At 45.0% G+C, this 20,595-nt stretch carries 17 protein-coding genes; 10 read left to right on the plus strand and 7 right to left on the minus strand.

Annotated features, from left to right (window positions below; genetic code table 11):
- Window positions 1-24 precede the first annotated feature (24 nt).
- On the plus strand, window positions 25-1,485 hold the full coding sequence (locus tag QMG91_RS05445) for a sensor domain-containing diguanylate cyclase (protein ID WP_200766893.1): 1,461 nt from the start codon (window positions 25-27) through the stop codon (window positions 1,483-1,485).
- A 12-nt stretch (window positions 1,486-1,497) separates the two neighbouring features.
- On the opposite strand, the gene dusC is transcribed toward QMG91_RS05445, so the two are convergent.
- Entirely contained in the window at window positions 1,498-2,454 is a 957-nt protein-coding gene (dusC, locus tag QMG91_RS05450; protein ID WP_281829413.1) for a tRNA dihydrouridine(16) synthase DusC, read from the minus strand.
- A 135-nt stretch (window positions 2,455-2,589) separates the two neighbouring features.
- Between dusC and QMG91_RS05455 the strand changes: the two genes are divergently transcribed.
- Both QMG91_RS05455 and QMG91_RS05460 read left to right on the plus strand, forming a co-directional pair.
- Window positions 2,590-3,183, plus strand: a complete 594-nt coding sequence (locus QMG91_RS05455) for a YecA family protein (RefSeq protein ID WP_281829415.1) — start codon at window positions 2,590-2,592, stop codon at window positions 3,181-3,183.
- A 111-nt stretch (window positions 3,184-3,294) separates the two neighbouring features.
- Entirely contained in the window at window positions 3,295-4,062 is a 768-nt protein-coding gene (locus tag QMG91_RS05460) for a hypothetical protein (protein WP_281829417.1), read from the plus strand.
- Window positions 4,063-4,244: 182 nt separating this feature from the next.
- Here QMG91_RS05460 and dsbB read toward each other — a convergent pair whose 3' ends face one another.
- Complete coding sequence (dsbB, locus tag QMG91_RS05465) at window positions 4,245-4,769, minus strand: disulfide bond formation protein DsbB (protein ID WP_281829419.1); 525 nt, start codon at window positions 4,767-4,769, stop codon at window positions 4,245-4,247.
- Between the two features lie 77 nt (window positions 4,770-4,846).
- Window positions 4,847-6,430 (minus strand): Na(+)/H(+) antiporter NhaB, encoded by a 1,584-nt coding sequence (gene nhaB, locus QMG91_RS05470; RefSeq protein WP_004406154.1) that lies wholly within the window; start codon window positions 6,428-6,430, stop codon window positions 4,847-4,849.
- Window positions 6,431-7,067: 637 nt separating this feature from the next.
- On the opposite strand from nhaB, the gene fadR reads away from it, so the two are divergent.
- On the plus strand, window positions 7,068-7,907 hold the full coding sequence (gene fadR / locus QMG91_RS05475) for a fatty acid metabolism transcriptional regulator FadR (RefSeq protein WP_004406152.1): 840 nt from the start codon (window positions 7,068-7,070) through the stop codon (window positions 7,905-7,907).
- Window positions 7,908-7,925: 18 nt separating this feature from the next.
- Here fadR and QMG91_RS05480 read toward each other — a convergent pair whose 3' ends face one another.
- Window positions 7,926-8,807, minus strand: coding sequence for a hypothetical protein (locus QMG91_RS05480; protein WP_281829422.1), 882 nt, complete (start codon window positions 8,805-8,807; stop codon window positions 7,926-7,928).
- A gap of 196 nt (window positions 8,808-9,003) precedes the next feature.
- Complete coding sequence (gene metG / locus QMG91_RS05485) at window positions 9,004-11,079, minus strand: methionine--tRNA ligase (RefSeq protein ID WP_281829424.1); 2,076 nt, start codon at window positions 11,077-11,079, stop codon at window positions 9,004-9,006.
- 160 nt (window positions 11,080-11,239) lie between these two features.
- Between metG and apbC the strand changes: the two genes are divergently transcribed.
- The 4 genes from apbC to QMG91_RS05505 all read left to right on the plus strand — a co-directional run bounded on the left by apbC (window position 11,240) and on the right by QMG91_RS05505 (window position 16,778).
- Complete coding sequence (gene apbC, locus QMG91_RS05490; RefSeq protein ID WP_281829426.1) at window positions 11,240-12,313, plus strand: iron-sulfur cluster carrier protein ApbC; 1,074 nt, start codon at window positions 11,240-11,242, stop codon at window positions 12,311-12,313.
- Window positions 12,314-12,523: 210 nt separating this feature from the next.
- A complete protein-coding gene (udk, locus tag QMG91_RS05495) occupies window positions 12,524-13,165 on the plus strand; it encodes a uridine kinase (protein WP_004406146.1) in 642 nt (213 codons plus the stop codon).
- 117 nt (window positions 13,166-13,282) lie between these two features.
- Entirely contained in the window at window positions 13,283-15,616 is a 2,334-nt protein-coding gene (locus tag QMG91_RS05500; RefSeq protein WP_281829429.1) for an AsmA family protein, read from the plus strand.
- A gap of 205 nt (window positions 15,617-15,821) precedes the next feature.
- Window positions 15,822-16,778, plus strand: a complete 957-nt coding sequence (locus QMG91_RS05505; RefSeq protein WP_281829431.1) for a nucleoside hydrolase — start codon at window positions 15,822-15,824, stop codon at window positions 16,776-16,778.
- 83 nt (window positions 16,779-16,861) lie between these two features.
- On the opposite strand, the gene cobO is transcribed toward QMG91_RS05505, so the two are convergent.
- Entirely contained in the window at window positions 16,862-17,467 is a 606-nt protein-coding gene (gene cobO / locus QMG91_RS05510; RefSeq protein ID WP_281829433.1) for a cob(I)yrinic acid a,c-diamide adenosyltransferase, read from the minus strand.
- A gap of 99 nt (window positions 17,468-17,566) precedes the next feature.
- On the opposite strand from cobO, the gene QMG91_RS05515 reads away from it, so the two are divergent.
- Both QMG91_RS05515 and QMG91_RS05520 read left to right on the plus strand, forming a co-directional pair.
- Window positions 17,567-18,022: a low molecular weight protein-tyrosine-phosphatase gene (locus QMG91_RS05515; protein ID WP_281830442.1), complete on the plus strand. Its 456-nt coding sequence runs from the start codon at window positions 17,567-17,569 to the stop codon at window positions 18,020-18,022.
- A 116-nt stretch (window positions 18,023-18,138) separates the two neighbouring features.
- A complete protein-coding gene (locus QMG91_RS05520; RefSeq protein ID WP_281829435.1) occupies window positions 18,139-18,735 on the plus strand; it encodes a DUF1287 domain-containing protein in 597 nt (198 codons plus the stop codon).
- 44 nt (window positions 18,736-18,779) lie between these two features.
- Here the strand turns inward: QMG91_RS05520 and QMG91_RS05525 are convergent, their stop codons facing one another.
- The gene (locus QMG91_RS05525; protein ID WP_004406133.1) at window positions 18,780-20,339 is read right to left on the minus strand and encodes a SulP family inorganic anion transporter; all 1,560 of its coding nucleotides are present in this window, start codon (window positions 20,337-20,339) and stop codon (window positions 18,780-18,782) included.
- Window positions 20,340-20,595 lie beyond the last annotated feature (256 nt).

Below are 20,595 nucleotides of genomic sequence, written 5' to 3' on the forward strand. Positions count from 1 at the left end.
GCTGTTGTTGTGTTTGGGGGTCATATGATGTCTTCCCAACACATGAGTTTAAGATACGTATTTCTTGTCCCTGCCATATTTGCCATTGGCATGTTGCTGATGGTAGCAATGAATTACTTCGAGCGAACCGAAAAACGGGTAGCTCACGAATATCAGCGTGTTGAACACGCCATCCACCGTTCCGTTAAGATACTGACCTCTCTTGATTACACACTTTCTACTCATTATCAGAACGAGAACTTTCCGCATTTTCAGCATAATTCTCAGGTGCAAAACGGAGTGTGTCGGATTTGGCCGATCGAAGCTCTAATTCTTGCTGAAGACAAAAACCTGAACATACCTGCTGTAGACATCAGCTATATGATTTCCGGCGACGACAGCATGTGCGTCCGAGGTTCTGCGCTGAACCTTCATGCAGTCGAAATGATGGACCTCGCGCCTATGTTGTCTTTTCTGCATGATCTGGATGAGCACATACTTGGCGTTCACTATGTGGCGGAAGAGGGGTTGGTTATCTCATCTCCAGATAATCTTGCAAACAATATTGAACGTTCGTCAATAGAGCACTTTAAATCTCTTCCGTTCTGGTATCTGACAAGCCAAAACTCGGATTCCATTACGGTGACCGGACCAATAGAAAGCCCGAACGATCTGGACAGAGTGCTGACCTTGTCTTTACCTGTTAGCCATGGAGAGGATTTTAAAGGTGTCGTCTCTCTTGAAATAAATACCAATCTGCTGCTGACATCCAATACGTCTGCCAGCCAGCGTTTGATGTTGGTACAACACGAAAATCTCGCTGATTACCAAAACCGCAAATACGTTTACCCACTATCCATTCAGGGGGTGGCATTTGAGCACGTTCTTTTTTATCAGTCTGACTTGATGGATGAATTGATCTCATTGCTTAATGAAGAACGTAACGCCGTCTTTATTATTGCGATCATATACATACTCACAGTTATCAGCTTGTTTTACCTTAACCTCAATTTTGAAAGGCGATACTTCCAAAACCTCGCGGAGAGAGATCCAATGACGGGTCTGCTCAATCGACGCGGACTAGAGATTGAATTTAAGAAGCCGTGTCGATTCCAGTTTGAAGGGATCGCAGTGTTTGACATCGATAATTTCAAGAAGATCAACGACACCTATGGTCACGAGATGGGCGATCAGGTGATTTGCTTTGTGGCTGACCAAATGCGGAGTGTTTTACGTGAAATGGATGTGGTTTCACGCTTTGGAGGGGAAGAGTTTGTGGTGTACATACGTGCCAACAGCCCACAGTTGATTGTCGAAATTGCGCATCGGATACACAATCAAGTCGCGAGAGAATCTACCAAAATACTGGCAGAAGGGTTTACGTTATCGGGTGGCGTGTGTGTGGAAGATCATCATGACCACAAAGGGTTAAAAGAGCTGGTGAAGTCAGCCGACAAGAAACTCTACCATGCTAAAGAATCTGGCAAGAATCAGGTCACGTTTTAAGGAAGCGGGGAGTTATACCGCTTCCAGCAGACTGTCTCTGTAACGAGAGATATGCTCGACGATTGGAGCTGCTTTGTTAAAGGTGCGAATGTCTCTGAATAACGCTGCGGCTTCTGGGTACTCTTGCCTTAGGTAAGAGAACCACTGTTTAACGCGGTTGGGGTAGTACAAGCCTTTGTCGCCTTTGATTTCGTATTCAGAATACTTCAAGAGCAAATCGACCACTTCATGCCATGGCATCGCAGAATGGTTATGTTTAACTACATTACCTAAGTTAGGCACGTTGAACGCACCGCGGCAGACCATGAGCGAATCAATACCAGTCATGTCGATGCAGCGTTGACCATCCTCATAGTTCCAAATTTCGCCATTGGCGATCATCGGAATCCCCACTTTTTGCTTCAGCTTGGTCAGGTATTCCCACTTAATTTCTTCTGCCTTGTATCCACCAGCTTTGGTGCGAGCATGAACAGTGAGTTCGTTTGCACCTGCTTGTTCAATTGCATCCGCAATCTCAAAGCAGTCATTCGGATCTTCCCAGCCTAGGCGGATTTTTGCTGTTACGGGAACAGAAGGGTCTACTGCATCTCGGCAGGCTTTAACAACGTGATAGATGAGCTCTGGGTGCTGAAGCAAGGCAGCACCGCCCTTACTTTTGTTGACCATTTTGGCTGGGCAGCCAAAGTTAAGATCAATGCCATCAGAGCCTAGCGTAACTGCCTTAACAGCATTTTCAGCCATCCAGTTTGGCTCCTGACCGAGTAACTGAGTACGAACAGGAGTGCCAGCTTTGGTTTTGCTTCCGGTGAGTATTTCCGGGCAGATGCGTGTAAAGACATGGTCTGGCAATACTTGATCAACCACACGCACGAACTCTGTGACACACAGATCGTAGTCGTTAATGTTGGTCAGTATTTCACGCATTAGGTGATCTAACACGCCTTCCATTGGTCCGAGTATTACACGCATATTGGTTACCTTGCATTAGGTCAGAGACCCGAGGGATGCGCGATTGTACGCGAGAACTTTTGGTGATGCAAAAGTGGTGCGGGCATCTCGGCTTGGGTATAATCCAGCCCCCAATGCACAATGAAGACGCTAAACATGTACCAATTGATGACCTTACCAGAGAGTTTCGAAGGTGAAACACCGCTTTTTTACGAGGGCGCCGTGCTGGCTGCGAATTTTGCCACTCAGCCTTTAGACCCTAAAACCTGGTTGTCTGGTCTGAATGCATTGGAACTTGAACCTACAATAACGGAACAGATTCATAAGCAATATGCCGCGCTTAAATCCTCAGCGTATGAAGCGTTAAATCTGACAATGGATGAAGAGGGCTTCGCAGACTTTTCTGAAGGATTCATGTCCGTATGGCCAGTGGTTGAGGAGCAGTGGCATGAAGCAAACCCGTCTGATGGCACGCTTAGAATGCTTCAGGCTCTGCTAACCACTTTTATGCTTGGGATCGATGAAGCACAAACCCACGAGCAGATGAAAGCGGCAGGTATTGAACAACCCCTGCGATTGGAAGACTTATTGCCCCAGTTGGACATTATGATTTCCGAAGTGGCAATGGCAGCCGATGAAATGATGATTGGTTCAAAATCGCAGAACGTAAATCCATACAAAGACATTGGCAGAAACGACCAGTGCCTATGTGAAAGTGGTAAAAAGTTTAAGCAGTGTTGTGGTAAATAAATAGCCTTAGCCAAATTAGTAAAAATTCCTTCTAAAGATGGCGGTCTACGCCTGTAAGAGATTATGCAAATGATTTATTATCTGAGGTTTAATCTAATAGTGGGTAACTAGATGAGTACAGGAGTTCCGGTTCCAGAGTTTTATTTAGATTGGCAGTTTTGGTCTGCTGTGGCTGCTTATATTGCTTTAGCCTTGACACTGTTTCCAAAAATTAAAATGTTGCTTATAAAAGGGAAGCTGACAATAGACAAACATGGAAAAGTGAGCGTTTTCCATGGGGTTGGAACACCTAACTTGAATGTGTTTCTTATTTTAAGAAATGTCGGTGGTAAAAGCATTAGTATTCAAAAGCTTGAAATGATCGTTGAAAAAGCTGATGAAGGAAGTTTCGTACTTAACGGTGACTTGTATTACGTCAATCCACACGATACTCAGTCAACTTTATTAACACCAATGCGCATTGAAGTAGGTCAAGAATGGTCTCACACGGTTCAGTTTTATCTTCCTTGGGAAAGATCTAAAGAAAAAAAATATAGGAAGATTCAATCCAAAGTTAGAGATGCCATAAGCGAGCAAGTAAGAAGTAATCCGCAAAGAGATGAAACAGAATTATTCACAGCGAGCTCTGAAGACATCGATGAATTGATGAGTATGTTTGACCAGAACTTTAAGTGGACTGAAGGTGAGTATAACATCCAGGTAGTTGCAAAAGATAATGAAGACAATATCTTAGCCACTTCAAAGTCAAGGTTTACCTTATTTGAGAGTGATTCCGAAGACTTACGGTCATGGGCGGATGAATATAAGTATGGTTTTGGTATTTGCCTTCAAAATTCTTATAAGCAGGCTCCAATACAGGTTACATTAAATAAGCCATAGAACTAATACGTAATGGTGTTTTCACAACTGAAACGAACGACGTAGGTACAGTTCTGATTTATTAGTTTAGGGAGGTCTATTTGTTGAGCTACCTCCCTCATTTCAATCTCTCGCTATGCAACCCTTGACAAAGATAGCCTATTGTTTTCATCGTATCGGTAAGCTATCTATCTGAAAGTTTTTCAGAACTCAGGCTTCTTTGCAAACTGAGAAATGATAACCACACCCAGAGCGACAAGCATGCCTGCAAAGATCACCACCAGCCATTGAGGCATAGAAAGCGTCAGGAACTGCCAGACCACTTTGCTACAGTCACCGTATGCATTGAATACGGAAGGCATCCATTCATGCAGAGGTGCCCATTCAGGGAAGGTAACGAAAATATCGCATGTCGCGAAAGGGGATGGATTGAATTGATAGTCGACGTGCTGTAAAGAAAGCATCAAGCCTTTGTATGCGCTTGCGCCCCAGCCTGCAAACCCCAGCCAGCGTATGATGGCATTTTTTGGATTCAGCATTCCCAATATGGCTGCAAAACCCACACCCATCATGGCGACACGTTCATAGATACACATTACACAAGGCGCCAACATCATGACATGTTGGAAGTACAAGGCAGTTGCTTCAAGCGCAACGATGGAAATCAGTAAGATGAGCCAGGACAAACGGCTTTCAGAAAACTGTTTAATGGCATATAAAGCGTTCAAGTGAAGAATCCTTATAAAAAAAGCTCTGATAACTCAGAGCTTTTTATCCTGAATAAGTTCTCTATTCAATAAAAAAATTAGTGACCGTGTGATGAACTTACCGCTTCCGCTGTGTGATGCGATATCCACCCCATCTCGTAGAAACTTGCTGTCATTGGTTCCAGCAGGAATGCGATACCAAACAGACCTACGATTGCCAGTACAACAGTGTATGGCAATGCCATGATAACCATGCGTCCGTATGACAGACGAATCAGTGGTGCCAGTGCAGAAGTCAGCAGGAACAGGAAGGCAGCCTGACCGTTTGGTGTTGCAACAGAAGGTAGGTTAGTACCTGTGTTGATTGCAACCGCCAGCAAGTCGAACTGGTCACGGGTAATCACACCATCTACCAGCGCAGATTTTACTTCGTTGATGTACACCGTACCTACGAATACGTTATCCGATACCATGGATAGCAAGCCATTCGCGATGTAGAACATGATCATTTGCTGACCACCTTCCAGCGCAAGTACAGCATCGATAACTGGCTTAAACAGCTCCTGATCGATGATTACAGCAACAACTGCGAAGAAAACAGCAAGTAGAGCAGTAAACGGTAGGGCTTCTTCAAACGCTTTACCCAGAGAATGCTCTTCAATAACACCGGTGAACGCGGTGGCAAGGATGATAACGCTCAAACCAATCAAGCCTACTTCTGCCAGATGGAACATCAAACCGATGATCAACCAAACGGCAATTAAACCTTGAATGATGAGCTTAGCCACATCTTGTTTATTGCGACGCTTACGCTGCTCGTTATCAAAATCTACAAGGATTTTGCGCACGCTTGCTGGCAGGTCGGTGCCATAGCCACAAATCTTAAGCTTCTCAACCAGAGCACAGGTAATCAGACCACAGAAAAACACAGGTAAAGTTACAGGAAGCATACGAACCATAAACTCACCGAAGTTCCAGCTCGCCTGATCCGCAATAATTAGGTTTTGTGGTTCACCTACCATGGTCATTACACCACCTAGTGCAGTACCAACACCGGCATGCATCAGCAGTGAACGTAGGAATGCACGGTAGTTTTCAAGGTCATCACGAGTTACTTCACACAAGTGGTCATCGCTCGTATGGTCGTGGCTTGCTTGTGAGCCTTTTCCTGAGGCGACTTTGTGATAAATCGAATAGAAACCAACAGCGACCGAAATTACAACGGCAATTACGGTTAGTGCATCAAGGAAAGCAGATAAGAAAGCCGCCACAAAACAGAAAGCTACTGAAAGCATCATTTTAGAGCGAACGCCAAGAAGTATCTTAGTAAAGATAAACAGCAGCAGCTCTTTCATGAAGTAGATACCAGCAACCATAAATACTAATAGAAGAAGCACTGGCAGGTTGGCTTCGATTTCATGGTAAACCTGATTTGGGCTCGTCATCCCGATCGCGACCGCCTGAATCGCTAACAAACCACCGGGCTGAAGTGGGTAACATTTTAGCGCCATTGCCAAAGTAAAGATGAACTCAATGATGAGCATCCAACCTGCAATGAACGGGTCAACAAAATAGAAGACAATCGGGTTAATAATAAGAAAGGCAATAATGGCAAGTTTGTACCAATCTGGGGCTTTGCCTAGAAAATTCTTAATAAACGCATTTCCGAGTGACATCGGCATGATAAGACTCTTTTTATAGTAAATTCGACACTGAGAGTGTGTCTCGATCCCTGATTATGAAATGTTAAATTTCATAAAAATTACATCTTAAACAGCGACTTAGAAAAACAACTTCGATGAGAATCTCTGTAGCCTTGCCAAGTCACTCCTTGAGAAAGACAAGCACTCCTTTACTTTCGCCCGCAACTCTACTCCTACCTAATATTTAGTCAACCTAAAAATGTTTAAAAACGTAATAATGGCAGGCCTTTTTATTGAGATTCGAGGTCAGCGTGGCATAGAATACCACGAAATTTTACTTTTACTTACACTTTTGATCTTGCCTGTACAACTCAACAAATTATTGCTGTTTTTTATGAATATGCAGGTGTTTTTGCCGAAATTAGCCTAATTTTCCGGTCAAAATTAAGTCGTAAAAATGCATGAGATGACAAATTTATTTCGTTAGCTGATTGTTAAAATTGTTGAAAAATGGGAGTTGACTCACAATGAGGGGTCTAATCTATTTCAGAATAAAAAATTCTAACGGCAGATCTCACAATCAAGTCAGGAAAGTGCATGTCAGTTTTCTGAATTGAGCAAGTAGTGGTATGATGAGTGCAATTTTACGTTATAAAAGTACCGGAAACCCGAATTCATGGTTATAAAGGCAAAAAGCCCAGCAGGTTTTGCTGAGAAGTACATTATCGAAAGTATTTGGAAGGGGCGTTTCCCTCCTGGTTCTATCCTTCCTGCAGAGCGCGAGCTATCGGAACTGATTGGTGTGACACGAACTACGTTGCGAGAAGTGCTTCAGCGCCTTGCACGTGACGGCTGGCTGACGATACAGCACGGCAAACCCACCAAAGTTAACCAGTTTATGGAAACATCGGGTTTACACATTCTGGATACCTTAATGACGCTTGATGCGGATAACGCGACCAGCATAGTGGAAGACCTGCTGGCAGCACGCACCAATATCAGCCCTATCTTTATGCGTTACGCATTCAAAGCAAACAAAGACAACTCCCTTAAGACCATTCAAGGTGTGATTGATTCTTGTGAGCAGCTTCTTGCCGCAGATAACTGGGATACATTTGTTGAAGCGTCTCCGTATGCAGAAAAAATCCGGGCGAACGTAAAAGACGAAAACGAGAAGGATGAAGAGAAGCGCCAGGCAATTCTGGTTGCAAAAACCTTCAACTTCTATGACTACATGTTATTCCAGCGTTTGGCTTTCCATTCTGGTAACCAAATTTATGGATTGATCTTCAACGGTCTGAAAAAGCTTTACGATCGAGTAGGCAGCTACTACTTCTCCAGCCCAGAAGCACGTGCATTGGCTCTGAGCTTCTATAAACAGCTTGGTGAAGTATGTGAATCGGGCTCTCGTGATCAGCTTCCGCTAGTTATCCGCCACTATGGTCTGGAAAGTGCGCAAATCTGGAACAAGATGAAAGTTTCTCTTCCAACAAGCTTTACCGAAGACGACAGTTGATTCAGCACAGAAATCATTTTAAAACCCGCTATTGGCGGGTTTTTTTATTTCATAATTTCTGGTTTTATCAGTTGGCATATACTCTAAAATTTCAGGTAACGGCTCATAAAGCTCCTCGCAAATGGCACTGATGACTTTGTCGTAAGAACCAAACAGAAATGCAGAGATACCATTCGTTAGCTTGTACAAAGCAGCAATATCGATCGGGTTTTCCTTATAGGATTCATTTGAAAGTCGGTTTAGCACATCATTCAGACTGAACAAAACGTCTGAAGAAATGGGAACCGAGCAATTGACGCTTATCTGATTTAACCGTCGAAGTATCAGGTGACCATAGTGAAGGTAGCGTTTTCTACCGGTCTCTGTTTCTGTATCCTGAATGCACATCCTTAATTGAGTTAAACACTCCATGGCTTCGCAGATTAACTGCCAGTCCTGATGGTATTGTTCGGTCAGATCCTCTCTGTATGCTTCGATCATCCAGGTTACTATCTGCTCATCCATCAAATACAAACAATGGCGAATCACCTTTCCGTGCGAAATTTGGTTGCGGTTGATTGAATGCGTGCGCCACTCTTTGCATAAAAGCGTCAGGTTAATCTGCAGAACACGATACTTAGCTTTATCTGATGTGGTGCTGATTTTTCTTGCCTGAGCCGAGATGGCTTTAATTTGTTCTTTCAGTTTGAACAGAGCTTTTAGCGTTGAATGTGATGCATGGTTGCCCTCTACCAATACCTGATGTGTAAGCGTTCGATGCGTTCTGCACAGTTCTATGAGCTGCCTGAGCAGGTGGAGGTTATCAAGGTGACGCTGGTCATTCACGGCGCGCGTCTGGCTATGCATAAATAAGAGCAGTATGCAGATCAATATAATGGTTAAGCTGATGAGCACGAACATATACACCTCCTATGTATCTCTCAATTCAATAGAGTGCATAGTCAGTGCCAGTATTTTAGTAATTTAGAATCAGTAGGTTAGCCAGGTTGGCTATGGTAATTATGCGATAGGTTGGTGCAGTTGCACCAATATTGAAAAATTAATAATAAAAAAACCGCCAGCAAAGCTGGCGGTTTTTAGTATTTGCAAAGGATGATTACATCACACGCATGCCTGGCTGAGCGCCTTCATGTGGCTCAAGCAACCACAAATCACTTCCGCCTGGACCTGCCGCTAGAATCATGCCTTCAGACATGCCAAATTTCATCTTACGAGGTTTAAGGTTCGCTACCATTACAGTCAGTTTACCTTCTAGTTCCTCTGGCTTGTAAGCTGACTTAATGCCAGAAAAGACCTGTCTTGTTTCGCCGCCGATGTCCAATTGGAATTTAAGCAGCTTGTTTGCTTTAGGTACTTCTTCACAGGAGATGATACGAGCAATACGCATGTCGACGGCTGCAAAGGCGTCGAACTCAATTTCGTCTGCAATTGGCTCTTTATCAAGCTCTGTCTGGCTTGCCTTGTTCTTCTCTGCTTCAGCCTTCTCTTTTGCTGCCATTTCTGCTGCTGCATCTTCTTTTGATGCTTCAACCATAGCTTCAATCTTCTTAGGATCGATACGGTTAAACAGAGCTTTGAACTTAGTGATTTCGTGACCAGTCAGTGGCGCTTCAATGCCTTCCCAAGTCAGTGTTTCGTTGAGGAACGCTTCAGTACGAGCCGCCAGAGCTGGCATCACTGGTTTCAGGTAAGTCATCAGAACACGGAATAGGTTGATCCCAACAGAACAGATGTCCTGCAGTTCTTGATCTTTCCCTTCTTCCTTCGCGACTACCCAAGGTGCTTTTTCATCAACATACTGGTTTGCTTTGTCTGCCAGAGCTGTAATTTCACGAATAGCACGACCAAACTCACGAGATTCGTATAGCTCTGCGATGCGGTCAGCTGCTGCAACGAATTCGTTGTACAGTTCAGGCTCAGCAAAGTTTTCAGACAGTTTGCCTTCAAAACGCTTAGTGATGAAACCTGCGTTACGAGAAGCAAGGTTAACAATCTTGTTTACTACATCGGCGTTTACACGCTGAGTGAAGTCTTCAAGGTTAAGATCCAGGTCGTCAATACGGCTGTTGAGTTTCGCAGCGTAGTAATAACGCAGGCACTCAGGATCCAGATGATTCAGGTAGGTCGCTGCCTTAATGAAAGTACCTTTCGATTTAGACATCTTCGCGCCGTTTACCGTTACATAGCCGTGAACAAATACGTTGTTTGGCTTACGGAACCCGCTGCCGTCCAGCATTGCTGGCCAGAACAGAGAGTGGAAGTAAACAATATCTTTGCCGATGAAGTGGTATAGCTCGGCTTCGCTGTCTTTTTTCCAGTACTCGTCGAAATCTAGATCATCACGTTTGTTACACAGATTCTTGAATGAAGCCATGTAGCCAACAGGCGCGTCCAGCCAAACGTAGAAGAATTTGTCTTTCTCGCCCGGGATTTCGAAGCCGAAGTATGGCGCATCACGGGAGATGTCCCATTGCTGAAGACCAGACTCGAACCATTCCTGCATCTTGTTGGCCGTTTCTGACTGCAGTGAGCCTGAACGAGTCCACTCTTTCAGCATGCTTTCAAACTGAGGCAGATCGAAGAAGAAGTGCTCTGAGTCTTTCATTACTGGTGTCGCGCCAGAAACAGCAGACTTAGGCTCAATCAGCTCTGTCGGGCTGTAAGTTTCACCACAGTTATCACAGTTGTCGCCGTACTGATCGTCGGACTTACACTTAGGGCAGGTACCTTTTACGAAACGGTCTGGAAGGAACATTTCCTTCTCTGGATCGTAAAGTTGTGAAATCGTGCGACTGGAGATAAAACCGTTTTTCTTGAGCTGCAGGTAGATGTGAGAAGCCAGCTCGCGGTTCTCTTCCGAGTGCGTGCTATGGTAGTTATCAAAACTGATATCGAATCCAGCGAAATCTTTTTGGTGCTCTTCACTTACAGCAGCGATCATCTCTTCTGGCGTAATACCCATCTGTTGTGCTTTAAGCATGATTGGCGTGCCGTGAGCATCGTCCGCACAGATGAAATTAACAGTGTTGCCACGAAGGCGCTGATAACGAACCCAGATATCCGCCTGGATATGCTCAAGCATATGACCAAGGTGAATAGAACCGTTTGCATACGGTAGGGCACAAGTTACCAGAATTTTCCTTGTAGAAAGGTTTCTTGGATCGGTTGCCATACTTGTTATTCGCTTTAGATAGGTATTAATGAGACAGCCGCTAATAGTACCTTAAGCAGCAGCGTACTCCAAGTCACAGACTGGGTGTATTACCTAGTTTTTTCAGGGTTCTTTAGCAATGATTGAAGTGTTAGGATGAGCTCAAATAGTGGGAGGTAATATGGAACAATTTCAATCAAAAGATGCACTTTGTCAGTGGCTGGGTCAATATCAGCATCCGATGCTGATTTCTGGCTGGAGTCAGACTCCGGGTATTGTGTCTGTTTTGGCAAGCGGTGTAGTCAAGATTGAACTTCCGTTTATCAACCAATCTCTCCACGAAGGGCTGTCAGCCTGGGTTAAAAATCAGATTTCTGACGGGGTTGTTCCCGATTTTAAATATGACATCGTAAGCAAAACCAAAGCTCTACAGACAACAGTAGTCGCCGAAGTTAAAGGTGTTAAAAACATCATTGCGGTGACTTCCGCCAAGGGCGGGGTGGGCAAATCAACCACAGCGGTGAACTTTGCACTGGCACTGAGCGAAGCCGGAGCAAAAGTGGGTATGCTGGATGCGGATATTTATGGCCCTTCCGTGCCTATTATGTTGGGAACCCAAGGGCAAAAACCTGACGTCAGAGACAACAAATGGATGCAGCCGATACCTTCACATGGTCTCTACACAAATTCCATTGGCTATCTGATTGAAGATGCTGACGCGGCAATCTGGCGTGGACCAATGGCATCCAAAGCGTTATCCCAGTTATTGAATGAAACGGAATGGCCGGATTTAGATTATTTGGTGATTGATATGCCACCGGGTACGGGAGACATTCAACTGACGTTGTCACAGCAGATTCCGGTAACAGGTGCTTTAATTGTCACCACTCCTCAAGATCTGGCGCTGGCAGATGCACGAAAAGGCGCTGCCATGTTTGAAAAGGTTAACGTGCCTGTGCTTGGGCTTGTAGAGAACATGAGCTATCACATTTGCAGTCACTGTGGCGAGAAAGAGCATATCTTCGGTCAGGGTGGTGCTGTCCAGATGGCACAAGATTTCGGGCTTGCACTACTCGCACAAATTCCACTGCACATTTCGGTACGCGAAGATCTGGATGCCGGGAAACCCACCACAGTTGCTCGCCCTAACTCCGACCACGCCCACATCTACCGAGAACTGGCTGAGACAGTAATCAGCAAGATGTTCTGGCAAGGAAAAGCCAAACCTGACGCGATCAGTTTTGTGGCGCTGTAGCAAAGAATTTCGTCTGAATCACGCAGTATAAGAGCCAAGGTTAATAGCAGGAAATGGTATATATCCCCTGCTTTTCATACAGATATTGAGTAATTACTCATCTACTAATGATAATTTCGACACACTATACTGGTATTAAGTATTTTATCTCCCTATAATCAGGCGGTTTAACCCAACCACAGCTACCAAATTAGTATCAGGTGCTTTTACATGTCTAATAATAATCAATGCGTCATCGTGGGAATTGCTGGCGCTTCTGCTTCTGGAAAGAGCTTAATCGCAAGTACTATCTACAATGAGCTTCGTGCGAAAGTCGGAGACGACCATATCGGCGTGATCACTGAAGATTGCTACTACAAAGATCAAAGCCAGTTGAGCATGGAAGAGCGCGAGAAAACCAACTACGACCACCCTAACGCACTTGATCACGACCTGCTTTGTCAGCACCTGGAGCAGTTAGTTCAAGGCAACTCTGTTGAAGTTCCTGAGTACAGCTATTCTGTACACACCCGCACTGACAACACAGCTACAATGACACCGAAGAAAGTGATCATTCTTGAAGGTATCCTGCTTCTTACCGATCCACGTCTGCGTGACTTAATGCACGCAACAGTGTTTATGGATACGCCACTTGATATTTGTCTGCTGCGCCGTGTGAAGCGTGATGTGGAAGAGCGTGGTCGTACGATGGAATCGGTACTTAAGCAGTATCAGGATACGGTTCGTCCAATGTTCATGCAATTCATTGAGCCTTCTAAGCAATACGCCGACATCATTGTTCCTCGCGGTGGCAAAAACCGAATTGCGATTGATGTACTTAAGGCGCACATCGCTAAGCTTCTGAAGAGCTAAGCACCAGATTTGTCAAAGTTCTGATAAATCGACAAAAATTCATAACAAAAAGTGGCGCATTATGCGCCACTTTTGTATGTTTGAAGGAATATCTACAGTCGCAGATTCAAGGAATCCATGATGAAGAAGTTGCTTCTATCTATTGCCGCGCTCATCGCTCTGGTGATCGTTGCTTTGTTAGCTCTGATTCTATTCGTAAATCCCAACCAGTTTAAACCTTTGATTGTCGAGCAGGTACAGAAAAACACCGGTATGACGCTCGCGATTGAAGGTGATATTAGCTGGCAATTTTTCCCAAGTTTAGGGTTCAGTGTTGGTAAAACAGAACTGAAAAACCCAGAAGGCTTCTCCAGCCCCAATCTATTGAAAGTACAGCAAGTAGGGCTTGCCATAGAGGTGACTCCTCTACTTAGCAACCAGTTGGTAATTGGCAATATCCTGCTCGATGGTGCTGAAGTCTCGCTCGAAACACTCAAGGATGGCACCTCAAACCTGGATAGCTTGACCAAAGCCAACTCAGCAAAAGACCAGGCTGAAACAACAGACACAACTCAGGCTCCAGCCGAAGAAGCGCCTGCTGAAACGGGTGAACAGCCGTCGGCTCTGGAGCAATGGGAAGTTTTGGTTGCTGGTATCACCATATCAAACGCGAAAGTGACGGTATCGGATAAACAGGCGGGTACGCTTTTGACTCTAAGCGACGCGAATGCATCGCTAACCGAATTTGAATTCGGTCAGTGGAGCAAGCTGACTTTTGATGTCACTGGTGCCCAGAATCAGCAAAACTTCGCAGCAGAAGGGCAGGTCGAGTTCAAACTGTCTCAAGACCTCAAGCAGTACGAACTTCGTGAAGTTGCGCTTGATGCCAGTGTCGATGACAAATCATTAGGGCTGAGTGCAAAGGCAAAACTGTCACTGCCTGCCTTTGCGCTTGGTGCGTGGAACAGCATCGAATTTGACGTGAGCGGTAAGAATCAACAACAAAACTTCGCGGCGAAAGGTGGAACAGAGTTTTTCCTTTCTGAAGATTTTCAAGATTACCAACTCCGCAAACTCGGGTTGGATGCCTCTTTCAACGACCCTGGAAACAAGGTAGAGAAGCTACGTCTTGACCTTGCCTCCTTTGCTTTTGATAAACAAAATGCTCTGTCTTACGAGTTGCTTGGTGACTTAGCTGGATTGGCTGTTGACTCGAAAGGTTCACTGAATATTACGGTCGATAAAGCCATCAGCAAAATTAAAGTGGCAAGCATTAAGCTCGCGAACAACCTGAAAGGTGAGGCACTTCCTCAGTCTCCAATGGCAGTTAACCTTGATGCCGGGCTTACATTTGATGTGAAGAAAAGCGCGTTGTCGCTGGTTCTGAATAAGCTGACAGCCAATGACATTGCACTGGACGGGAAAGCCAGCGTAGTGCTTGCCGCAGTGCCTCAAGTGAACTTTGACTTACACAGCCCAAATATCGATTTGGATGCATTTTTGGGGCTAAACCAGAAAGCAGAAGCAGAAACCAGCCAAAGTACTGGTAGGGGAAGTGTGCCGACAGGAGAAGCACCAAAAGCCCCTGAGGTCGAGCCTGATTTAAGTGCACTGAAATTGGTGAATGCTAAAGGTAAGGTGGTGATTGACAAGTTCAAAGCCAACAATGCCAAACTGCAAAAAGTCACGACTCAATTTACTTTGAAAAATGGGGTCTTTGACCTTACTCGTTTTAGCGCAAACCTGTATCAGGGCAGTATCTCTACCAAAGCTAAGTTAGATGCTCGAAAAGCAACACCGACATACAGCGTCAATGGTTTGATCAAAGGTGTGAAAGTTCAGCCATTGTTGGTCGATGTTGCAGAAATCGACCTGCTGGAAGGTACGGGTAACATCGATTTGGCTCTGACGGGTAAAAGCCTAAAACCGACTGCACTTCAGGAAAACTTGAAAGGTACGGTTAAAATCAACTTTGCTGACGGTGCTGTATATGGAGTGAACTTACCTCACCTTATCCGCACTCACTACGCAAGGTTTAAAGGGCAGGATGTTTCGGCTGCAGATACGGTAGAGAAAACCGATTTCTCTGCAATGACAGCCACACTTAAACTGAATAGGGGTGTTGTAACTACAGACAATCTGAATATGCAGTCACCATTGCTTCGTATTACGGGTAAGGGTAATGCAAACTACATCAAACAAGATGTGGATATGGTTATCCGTACTTCGATTGTCGGCTCTTTGAAAGGTCAGGGTGGCGAAAGTATCGATGACCTGAAAGACGTGACCATTCCTGTTCAGGTTTCGGGTAAATGGACCGATCCTAAATACAAGCTAGTCTTTGATGATGTATTAAAGCAAAAAGCCAAGAAAGAGGCTGAGAAAGGTTTACAAAAACTGCTCGGTGATAAAGTGAAACCGGATCAGACTAAAGACATTGCAGATAAGTTGTTGAAAGGCTTGTTTAACTAAAAAATAGCCTCTAAACACGGTAGGCTAGCATACGGTTACTGAGTTTTTACATATTATTGCAGATACAAAAAGCGCGCTGTCTCGCAAGGCAGTGCGCTTTTTATTAAGGTGGTCTTTATATCCTTTATGTCGTGAATTGAGTCACAAGAAATATGAAATGAAATGTTTATTATCCCAATGTAATTGAGATAAGGATGTGTATTACATGGCAACAAAAATCATATTAGATACCGACCCAGGCATAGACGATTCCATGGCGTTACTGTATGCCGAAGCTCTTGAAGATATTGACCTTATTGGTATTACCACCATTTTTGGTAATGCGACAATCGAAAACAGCACACGCAATGCCATCTATCTTAAAGACAAATTCCAACTCACCTGTGATATTGCGCAGGGTACTGACAATCCTTTAGTCCGTGAACCCGTTGGAGCATCGTCTGCGGTACACGGAGAGAGTGGATTAGGTGATGTCGATGTATCGGGTGTTGAAGTGAATGGCATAAGCGACAAGCCTGCCCACCAGTACATCATTGATACTCTAAAGGCGCACCCAGGAGAGATTACGCTGGTGGCAGTGGGACCTCTTACCAATTTAGCGTTAGCGCTGGAGAAAGACGAAAGCATCACTTCTTTGGTGAAAGAGGTAATCATCATGGGGGGCGCGTTTGGTTTAAACAACCGTCGTGGAAATGTCACGCCTTATGCAGAAGCAAACGTTCATGATGACCCGCATGCCGCTCAGCAGGTGTTTTCTGCACCCTGGCCGATTTCGGTGATTGGTCTGGATGTGACTGAATCCAGCGTATTTGACGATCCGTACTTTGCGAATTTAAGGGAAAATGCTGGTTCTGTAGGTGATTTTATCTGGGACGTGAGTCGTTTCTACCTTAAATTTTACTCATCGATCATTGGGTACAACGGTTGCCATGTTCACGATCCTTCTGCCATTGCCTGTGTAGTCAAACCTGACCTGTTTGAATTTGAAGTCGGGGCAATTGAAGTAACGACTGAAGGAGAAAAGCAAGGCATGACGACTTTAGTGACAGGAGACGCTGCGATAGGAAAAGTGCAGCAGAAAGTGGCAGTCAGAGTGAATACAGAAGCTTTACTCAATGACTACAGAGACAACATTATCACTTACAGTAAGAGATTTTCGTAATCGCAGGATTTGTAAGAAGAGAAAAGGGCTGATTCTTCTATTCAGCCCTTTGAAGTTTAGTACTCAGAGATGAATGCGAGTAATTACCAGTCCACGCCTTTCAGTGCTTTTACACCGTTTTCAAATGCGTGTTTGACATTACGGACTTCAGAAACTGTATCGGCAAGCTCAGTCAGTTCACGGTGTGCGCCACGTCCAGTAATAACGACCGACTGCATGAACGGACGATTCTTGAGTGCTTCAAGAACTTCTTCTAACTCGATGTAGCCGTAGTTTACCATGTAGGTAATTTCGTCGAATAAGACAACGTCGATAGATTCATCTTGCAGCATGCGTTTGCATTCCTGCCAAATCTTCTGTGCAGCATCGGTGTCTTTTTGGCGATTCTGCGTTTCCCATGTGAATCCAGTGCCCATTACCTGGAACTCTACTCCAAGCTTTTCAAGCAGGTTACGCTCACCGTTGTCCCATGTTCCCTTGATAAACTGAGCCACTGAGCAGTTCAAGCCATGTCCGACTGCTCGGCAAATGGTACCAAAGCCCGATGTTGATTTTCCTTTACCGTTTCCGGTAATAACCAGCAATATTCCTTTTACATCTTGGGCGGCGGCAATGCGTTCATCAACTTGTTCTTTAACTCTTTGTTGACGTGCTTTGTATCTTTCATCTTTTCTTTCTTCTGCCGACATGGAGCATCCCTTTCTTACTGGTTCTGGTTGAAGCGACCTGAGTATAATAGCCTAACAAAGTCGGTGGAAAAACCATAAGGAAAACAGGTGAAAGCAAAGATTTCTAAAGTTCTGGTGGTGTGTCTAGGTAACATCTGCCGATCACCAACCGGAGAAGCGATTCTAAGAGCGAAAGCGAAGCAATCAGGGGTTGATGTACAGGTAGACTCCGCGGGTACAGCTGGATACCACATTGGTGAAAATCCAGACAGTCGTTCCATGCAAGCTGGAAAAAGAAGAGGCTATTCTTTTCAGGGGATCCGCTCAAGGAAAGTCGAACAAAGCGATTTTGAGGAATTCGACCTTATTCTCGCAGCGGATCATTCCAACTTATCGGATTTGGAAGACATCTGTCCTCAACAATACCGCCATAAGCTCAAGCTGTTCTTAAGCTATGGGCAGAGTGGCTATGATGAAATACCCGATCCTTACTACGGTGGTGAACAAGGGTTTGAACTTGTTATCGATTTGATTGAAGAAGCCAGTGACGTACTGTTGGAAGAGATTGCATCCTAGACCTATCAAGATGACGTCACTTTGATTTGCGGTCACTCTCATTTTACTTCTCGCTGGCACACAGCCTGAGGTGCTCGGGTTATGCTTGTGCATGAAATCACAACGACGGACTGGCAATGACAAGAATATTTAAGGCGGGCCTATTGGCGTGCTGCGCGGCGTTAAGTAGCGGAGCATACAGTGCTTCCCCAGATGAACTGGTTGACGCTGCTATGGAGCGTACAGAACATTTTGTTATCTACGACGGCAGCTACGTGAGTATTCCATATCCCAATGGGGATGTGGCTCCTAACAAAGGGGTGTGCACAGATGTCATTATTCGCAGCTATCGAACTTTAGATATCGATTTGCAAAAAAGGGTGCATGAAGATATCAAAGCCCATTTTGATCAGTACCCGTCTAAACGAATCTGGGGTTTAAGTCGTCCAGACAAAAACATAGACCATCGCCGTGTGCCTAATTTGCAGGCTTACTTTAAGCGTCATGGAGAGAGTTTAAGAGTGTCTCGGAAGGGCACCAATTACAAACCTGGCGACATTGTAACCTGGATGCTTCCCGGTAACTTGCCTCATATCGGCATTGTGGTTGATCAGCGTTCTGAAGATGGGGAGAGACCGTTAATCGTTCATAACATTGGCTTTGGTCCCAAGATGGATGACATGTTGTTTGATTATCAAATAACGGGTCACTACCGATACTTCCCTCAGAAATAAAAAAACCGACGCAATGACGTCGGTTTTTTTGTTCTGGGCTTGGATTAGCCAGCTAACACGTCTGTGGCAACTTTATAGCTTGGATCTTCTTTCACGTTGATCTCAACCAGGCTTCCTGCTTTGTCCAGTAGTGCTCTACAATCCTGACTCAAGTGACGAAGGTGCAGAGTTTTACCTGCTGCCGCATAACGCTCTGCCAGTGTTTCGATCGCTTCGATGGCGGAATGGTCTGCAACGCGAGAGTCAGCGAAGTCTACAATGACATCTTCGGGATCATTTTTAGCATCGAAAAGCTCAAGGAAATTCGCTGCTGAGCCAAAGAAGATAGGACCGTTGATGTGATATTCCTTTGAACCTTCTTCGTTGATTTTGCTTGTCGCGTAAATGTGTTTTGCGTGTTCCCATGCAAACATCAGCGCCGAAGCAATCACACCTACCGCAACCGCAACTGCGAGGTCAGTAAGAACCGTTACTACGGTCACCAACACAATGACAAAGAAGTCCTGTTTAGGAACACGGCGCGCAAGCTTGAACGTTGCCCATTCGAATGTACCAATAACCACCATGAACATTACACCAACCAGTGCTGCCAGCGGAATCATTTCGATAAGGTCAGATGCAAACAGGATGAAGAACAGAAGTGCCAGTGCAGCGACGATACCCGACAGACGACCACGACCGCCTGAGTTTACGTTGATCATAGACTGACCAATCATCGCACAGCCACCCATAGCACCAAACATAGAACAAGTAACGTTAGCCATGCCCTGACCGACACATTCACGGTTTGACTGACCACGAGTGTTCGTCATCTCATCCAGAACGGTCAGAGTCAGTAGTGATTCGATCAAGCCAATTGCTGCAAGAATAATGGCGTAAGGCAAGATAACCTGAAGTGTTTCCAGAGAAAGAGGCACGCTAGGCACGGAGAAGGTTGGCAGTGAGCCAGCCAGCGTTGCCGCTTCATCGCCAGACATAGTACGAAGGAAATCGACAACGGTGCGTGTTTCCAGATCCAAGCCAACAACCAAACCAGTCACCGTGACGATAGCGACCAGAGAAGAAGGCACTGCCGTGGTGAATTTTGGCAAGAAGTGGATGATAGCCATAGTAAGAGCAACAAGACCAAGCATGAGGAACATCTGGTCTGATGGCAGCCAGGTTAGCATTCCGTCGATGTCTGGTGCTTTGAACTGACCTAACTGTGCCAGAAAAATGACAATCGCCAAACCGTTTACAAAGCCAATCATTACCGGATGTGGCACCATGCGGATGAACTTACCTAACTTGAAGATACCCGCTGCGATCTGCAGGATACCCGCTAACAAGATAGCGGCAAATAAATACTGGATTCCGTGAGAAATAACCAGGCTGGTCATAACAACGGCCATTGCACCAGTTGCACCAGAGATCATGCCTGGACGACCGCCGAACACAGAGGTAATCAGACCAACAATGAATGCGGCGTAAAGACCGACCATAGGGTCGACACCAGCGACAAAAGCAAATGCAACCGCTTCTGGTACCAGTGCTAGCGCTACGGTCAAGCCAGAAAGCACGTCATTTTTTACGGAGTGCTTGGAAAATTGTGGAAATTCGAACATGTTAGCTCAGTCAATTAGCTTAAAAATACATACTTCCGACTATTGGGGCTGAGTAACAGGTTGTTTAAAAGAGCAGCTCAATAATCGACACTTGAGTCGGCGAATCCTACAGAAAAGCGTGATGAAGTTCAATATTGATACCAAACTAATCAATAGACTTCGTGAATAACACTCTCTATCGAGACACCTTATTTACTGGTTTAGGTGAACAGACACCAGAATCCTAGAATAGCCATTAAATATTGCAAAGAAAAAA

The organism is Vibrio nigripulchritudo (genome assembly GCF_027924785.1).
Taxonomy (GTDB): domain Bacteria; phylum Pseudomonadota; class Gammaproteobacteria; order Enterobacterales; family Vibrionaceae; genus Vibrio; species Vibrio nigripulchritudo.

What these genes read in the sequence shown, in the direction of transcription:
- apbC (WP_281829426.1), top strand. Translation starts at nt 11,240, where the DNA reads ATGGAACAATTTCAATCAAAAGATGCACTTTGTCAGTGGCTGGGTCAA.
- udk (WP_004406146.1), top strand. Translation starts at nt 12,524, where the DNA reads ATGTCTAATAATAATCAATGCGTCATCGTGGGAATTGCTGGCGCTTCT.
- QMG91_RS05500 (WP_281829429.1), top strand. Translation starts at nt 13,283, where the DNA reads ATGATGAAGAAGTTGCTTCTATCTATTGCCGCGCTCATCGCTCTGGTG.
- cobO (WP_281829433.1), bottom strand. Translation starts at nt 17,467, where the DNA reads ATGTCGGCAGAAGAAAGAAAAGATGAAAGATACAAAGCACGTCAACAA.
- QMG91_RS05445 (WP_200766893.1), top strand. Translation starts at nt 25, where the DNA reads ATGATGTCTTCCCAACACATGAGTTTAAGATACGTATTTCTTGTCCCT.
- QMG91_RS05460 (WP_281829417.1), top strand. Translation starts at nt 3,295, where the DNA reads ATGAGTACAGGAGTTCCGGTTCCAGAGTTTTATTTAGATTGGCAGTTT.
- metG (WP_281829424.1), bottom strand. Translation starts at nt 11,079, where the DNA reads ATGGCAACCGATCCAAGAAACCTTTCTACAAGGAAAATTCTGGTAACT.
- QMG91_RS05455 (WP_281829415.1), top strand. Translation starts at nt 2,590, where the DNA reads ATGTACCAATTGATGACCTTACCAGAGAGTTTCGAAGGTGAAACACCG.
- QMG91_RS05480 (WP_281829422.1), bottom strand. Translation starts at nt 8,807, where the DNA reads ATGTTCGTGCTCATCAGCTTAACCATTATATTGATCTGCATACTGCTC.
- QMG91_RS05505 (WP_281829431.1), top strand. Translation starts at nt 15,822, where the DNA reads ATGGCAACAAAAATCATATTAGATACCGACCCAGGCATAGACGATTCC.
- nhaB (WP_004406154.1), bottom strand. Translation starts at nt 6,430, where the DNA reads ATGCCGATGTCACTCGGAAATGCGTTTATTAAGAATTTTCTAGGCAAA.
- dusC (WP_281829413.1), bottom strand. Translation starts at nt 2,454, where the DNA reads ATGCGTGTAATACTCGGACCAATGGAAGGCGTGTTAGATCACCTAATG.
- QMG91_RS05520 (WP_281829435.1), top strand. Translation starts at nt 18,139, where the DNA reads ATGACAAGAATATTTAAGGCGGGCCTATTGGCGTGCTGCGCGGCGTTA.
- fadR (WP_004406152.1), top strand. Translation starts at nt 7,068, where the DNA reads ATGGTTATAAAGGCAAAAAGCCCAGCAGGTTTTGCTGAGAAGTACATT.
- QMG91_RS05525 (WP_004406133.1), bottom strand. Translation starts at nt 20,339, where the DNA reads ATGTTCGAATTTCCACAATTTTCCAAGCACTCCGTAAAAAATGACGTG.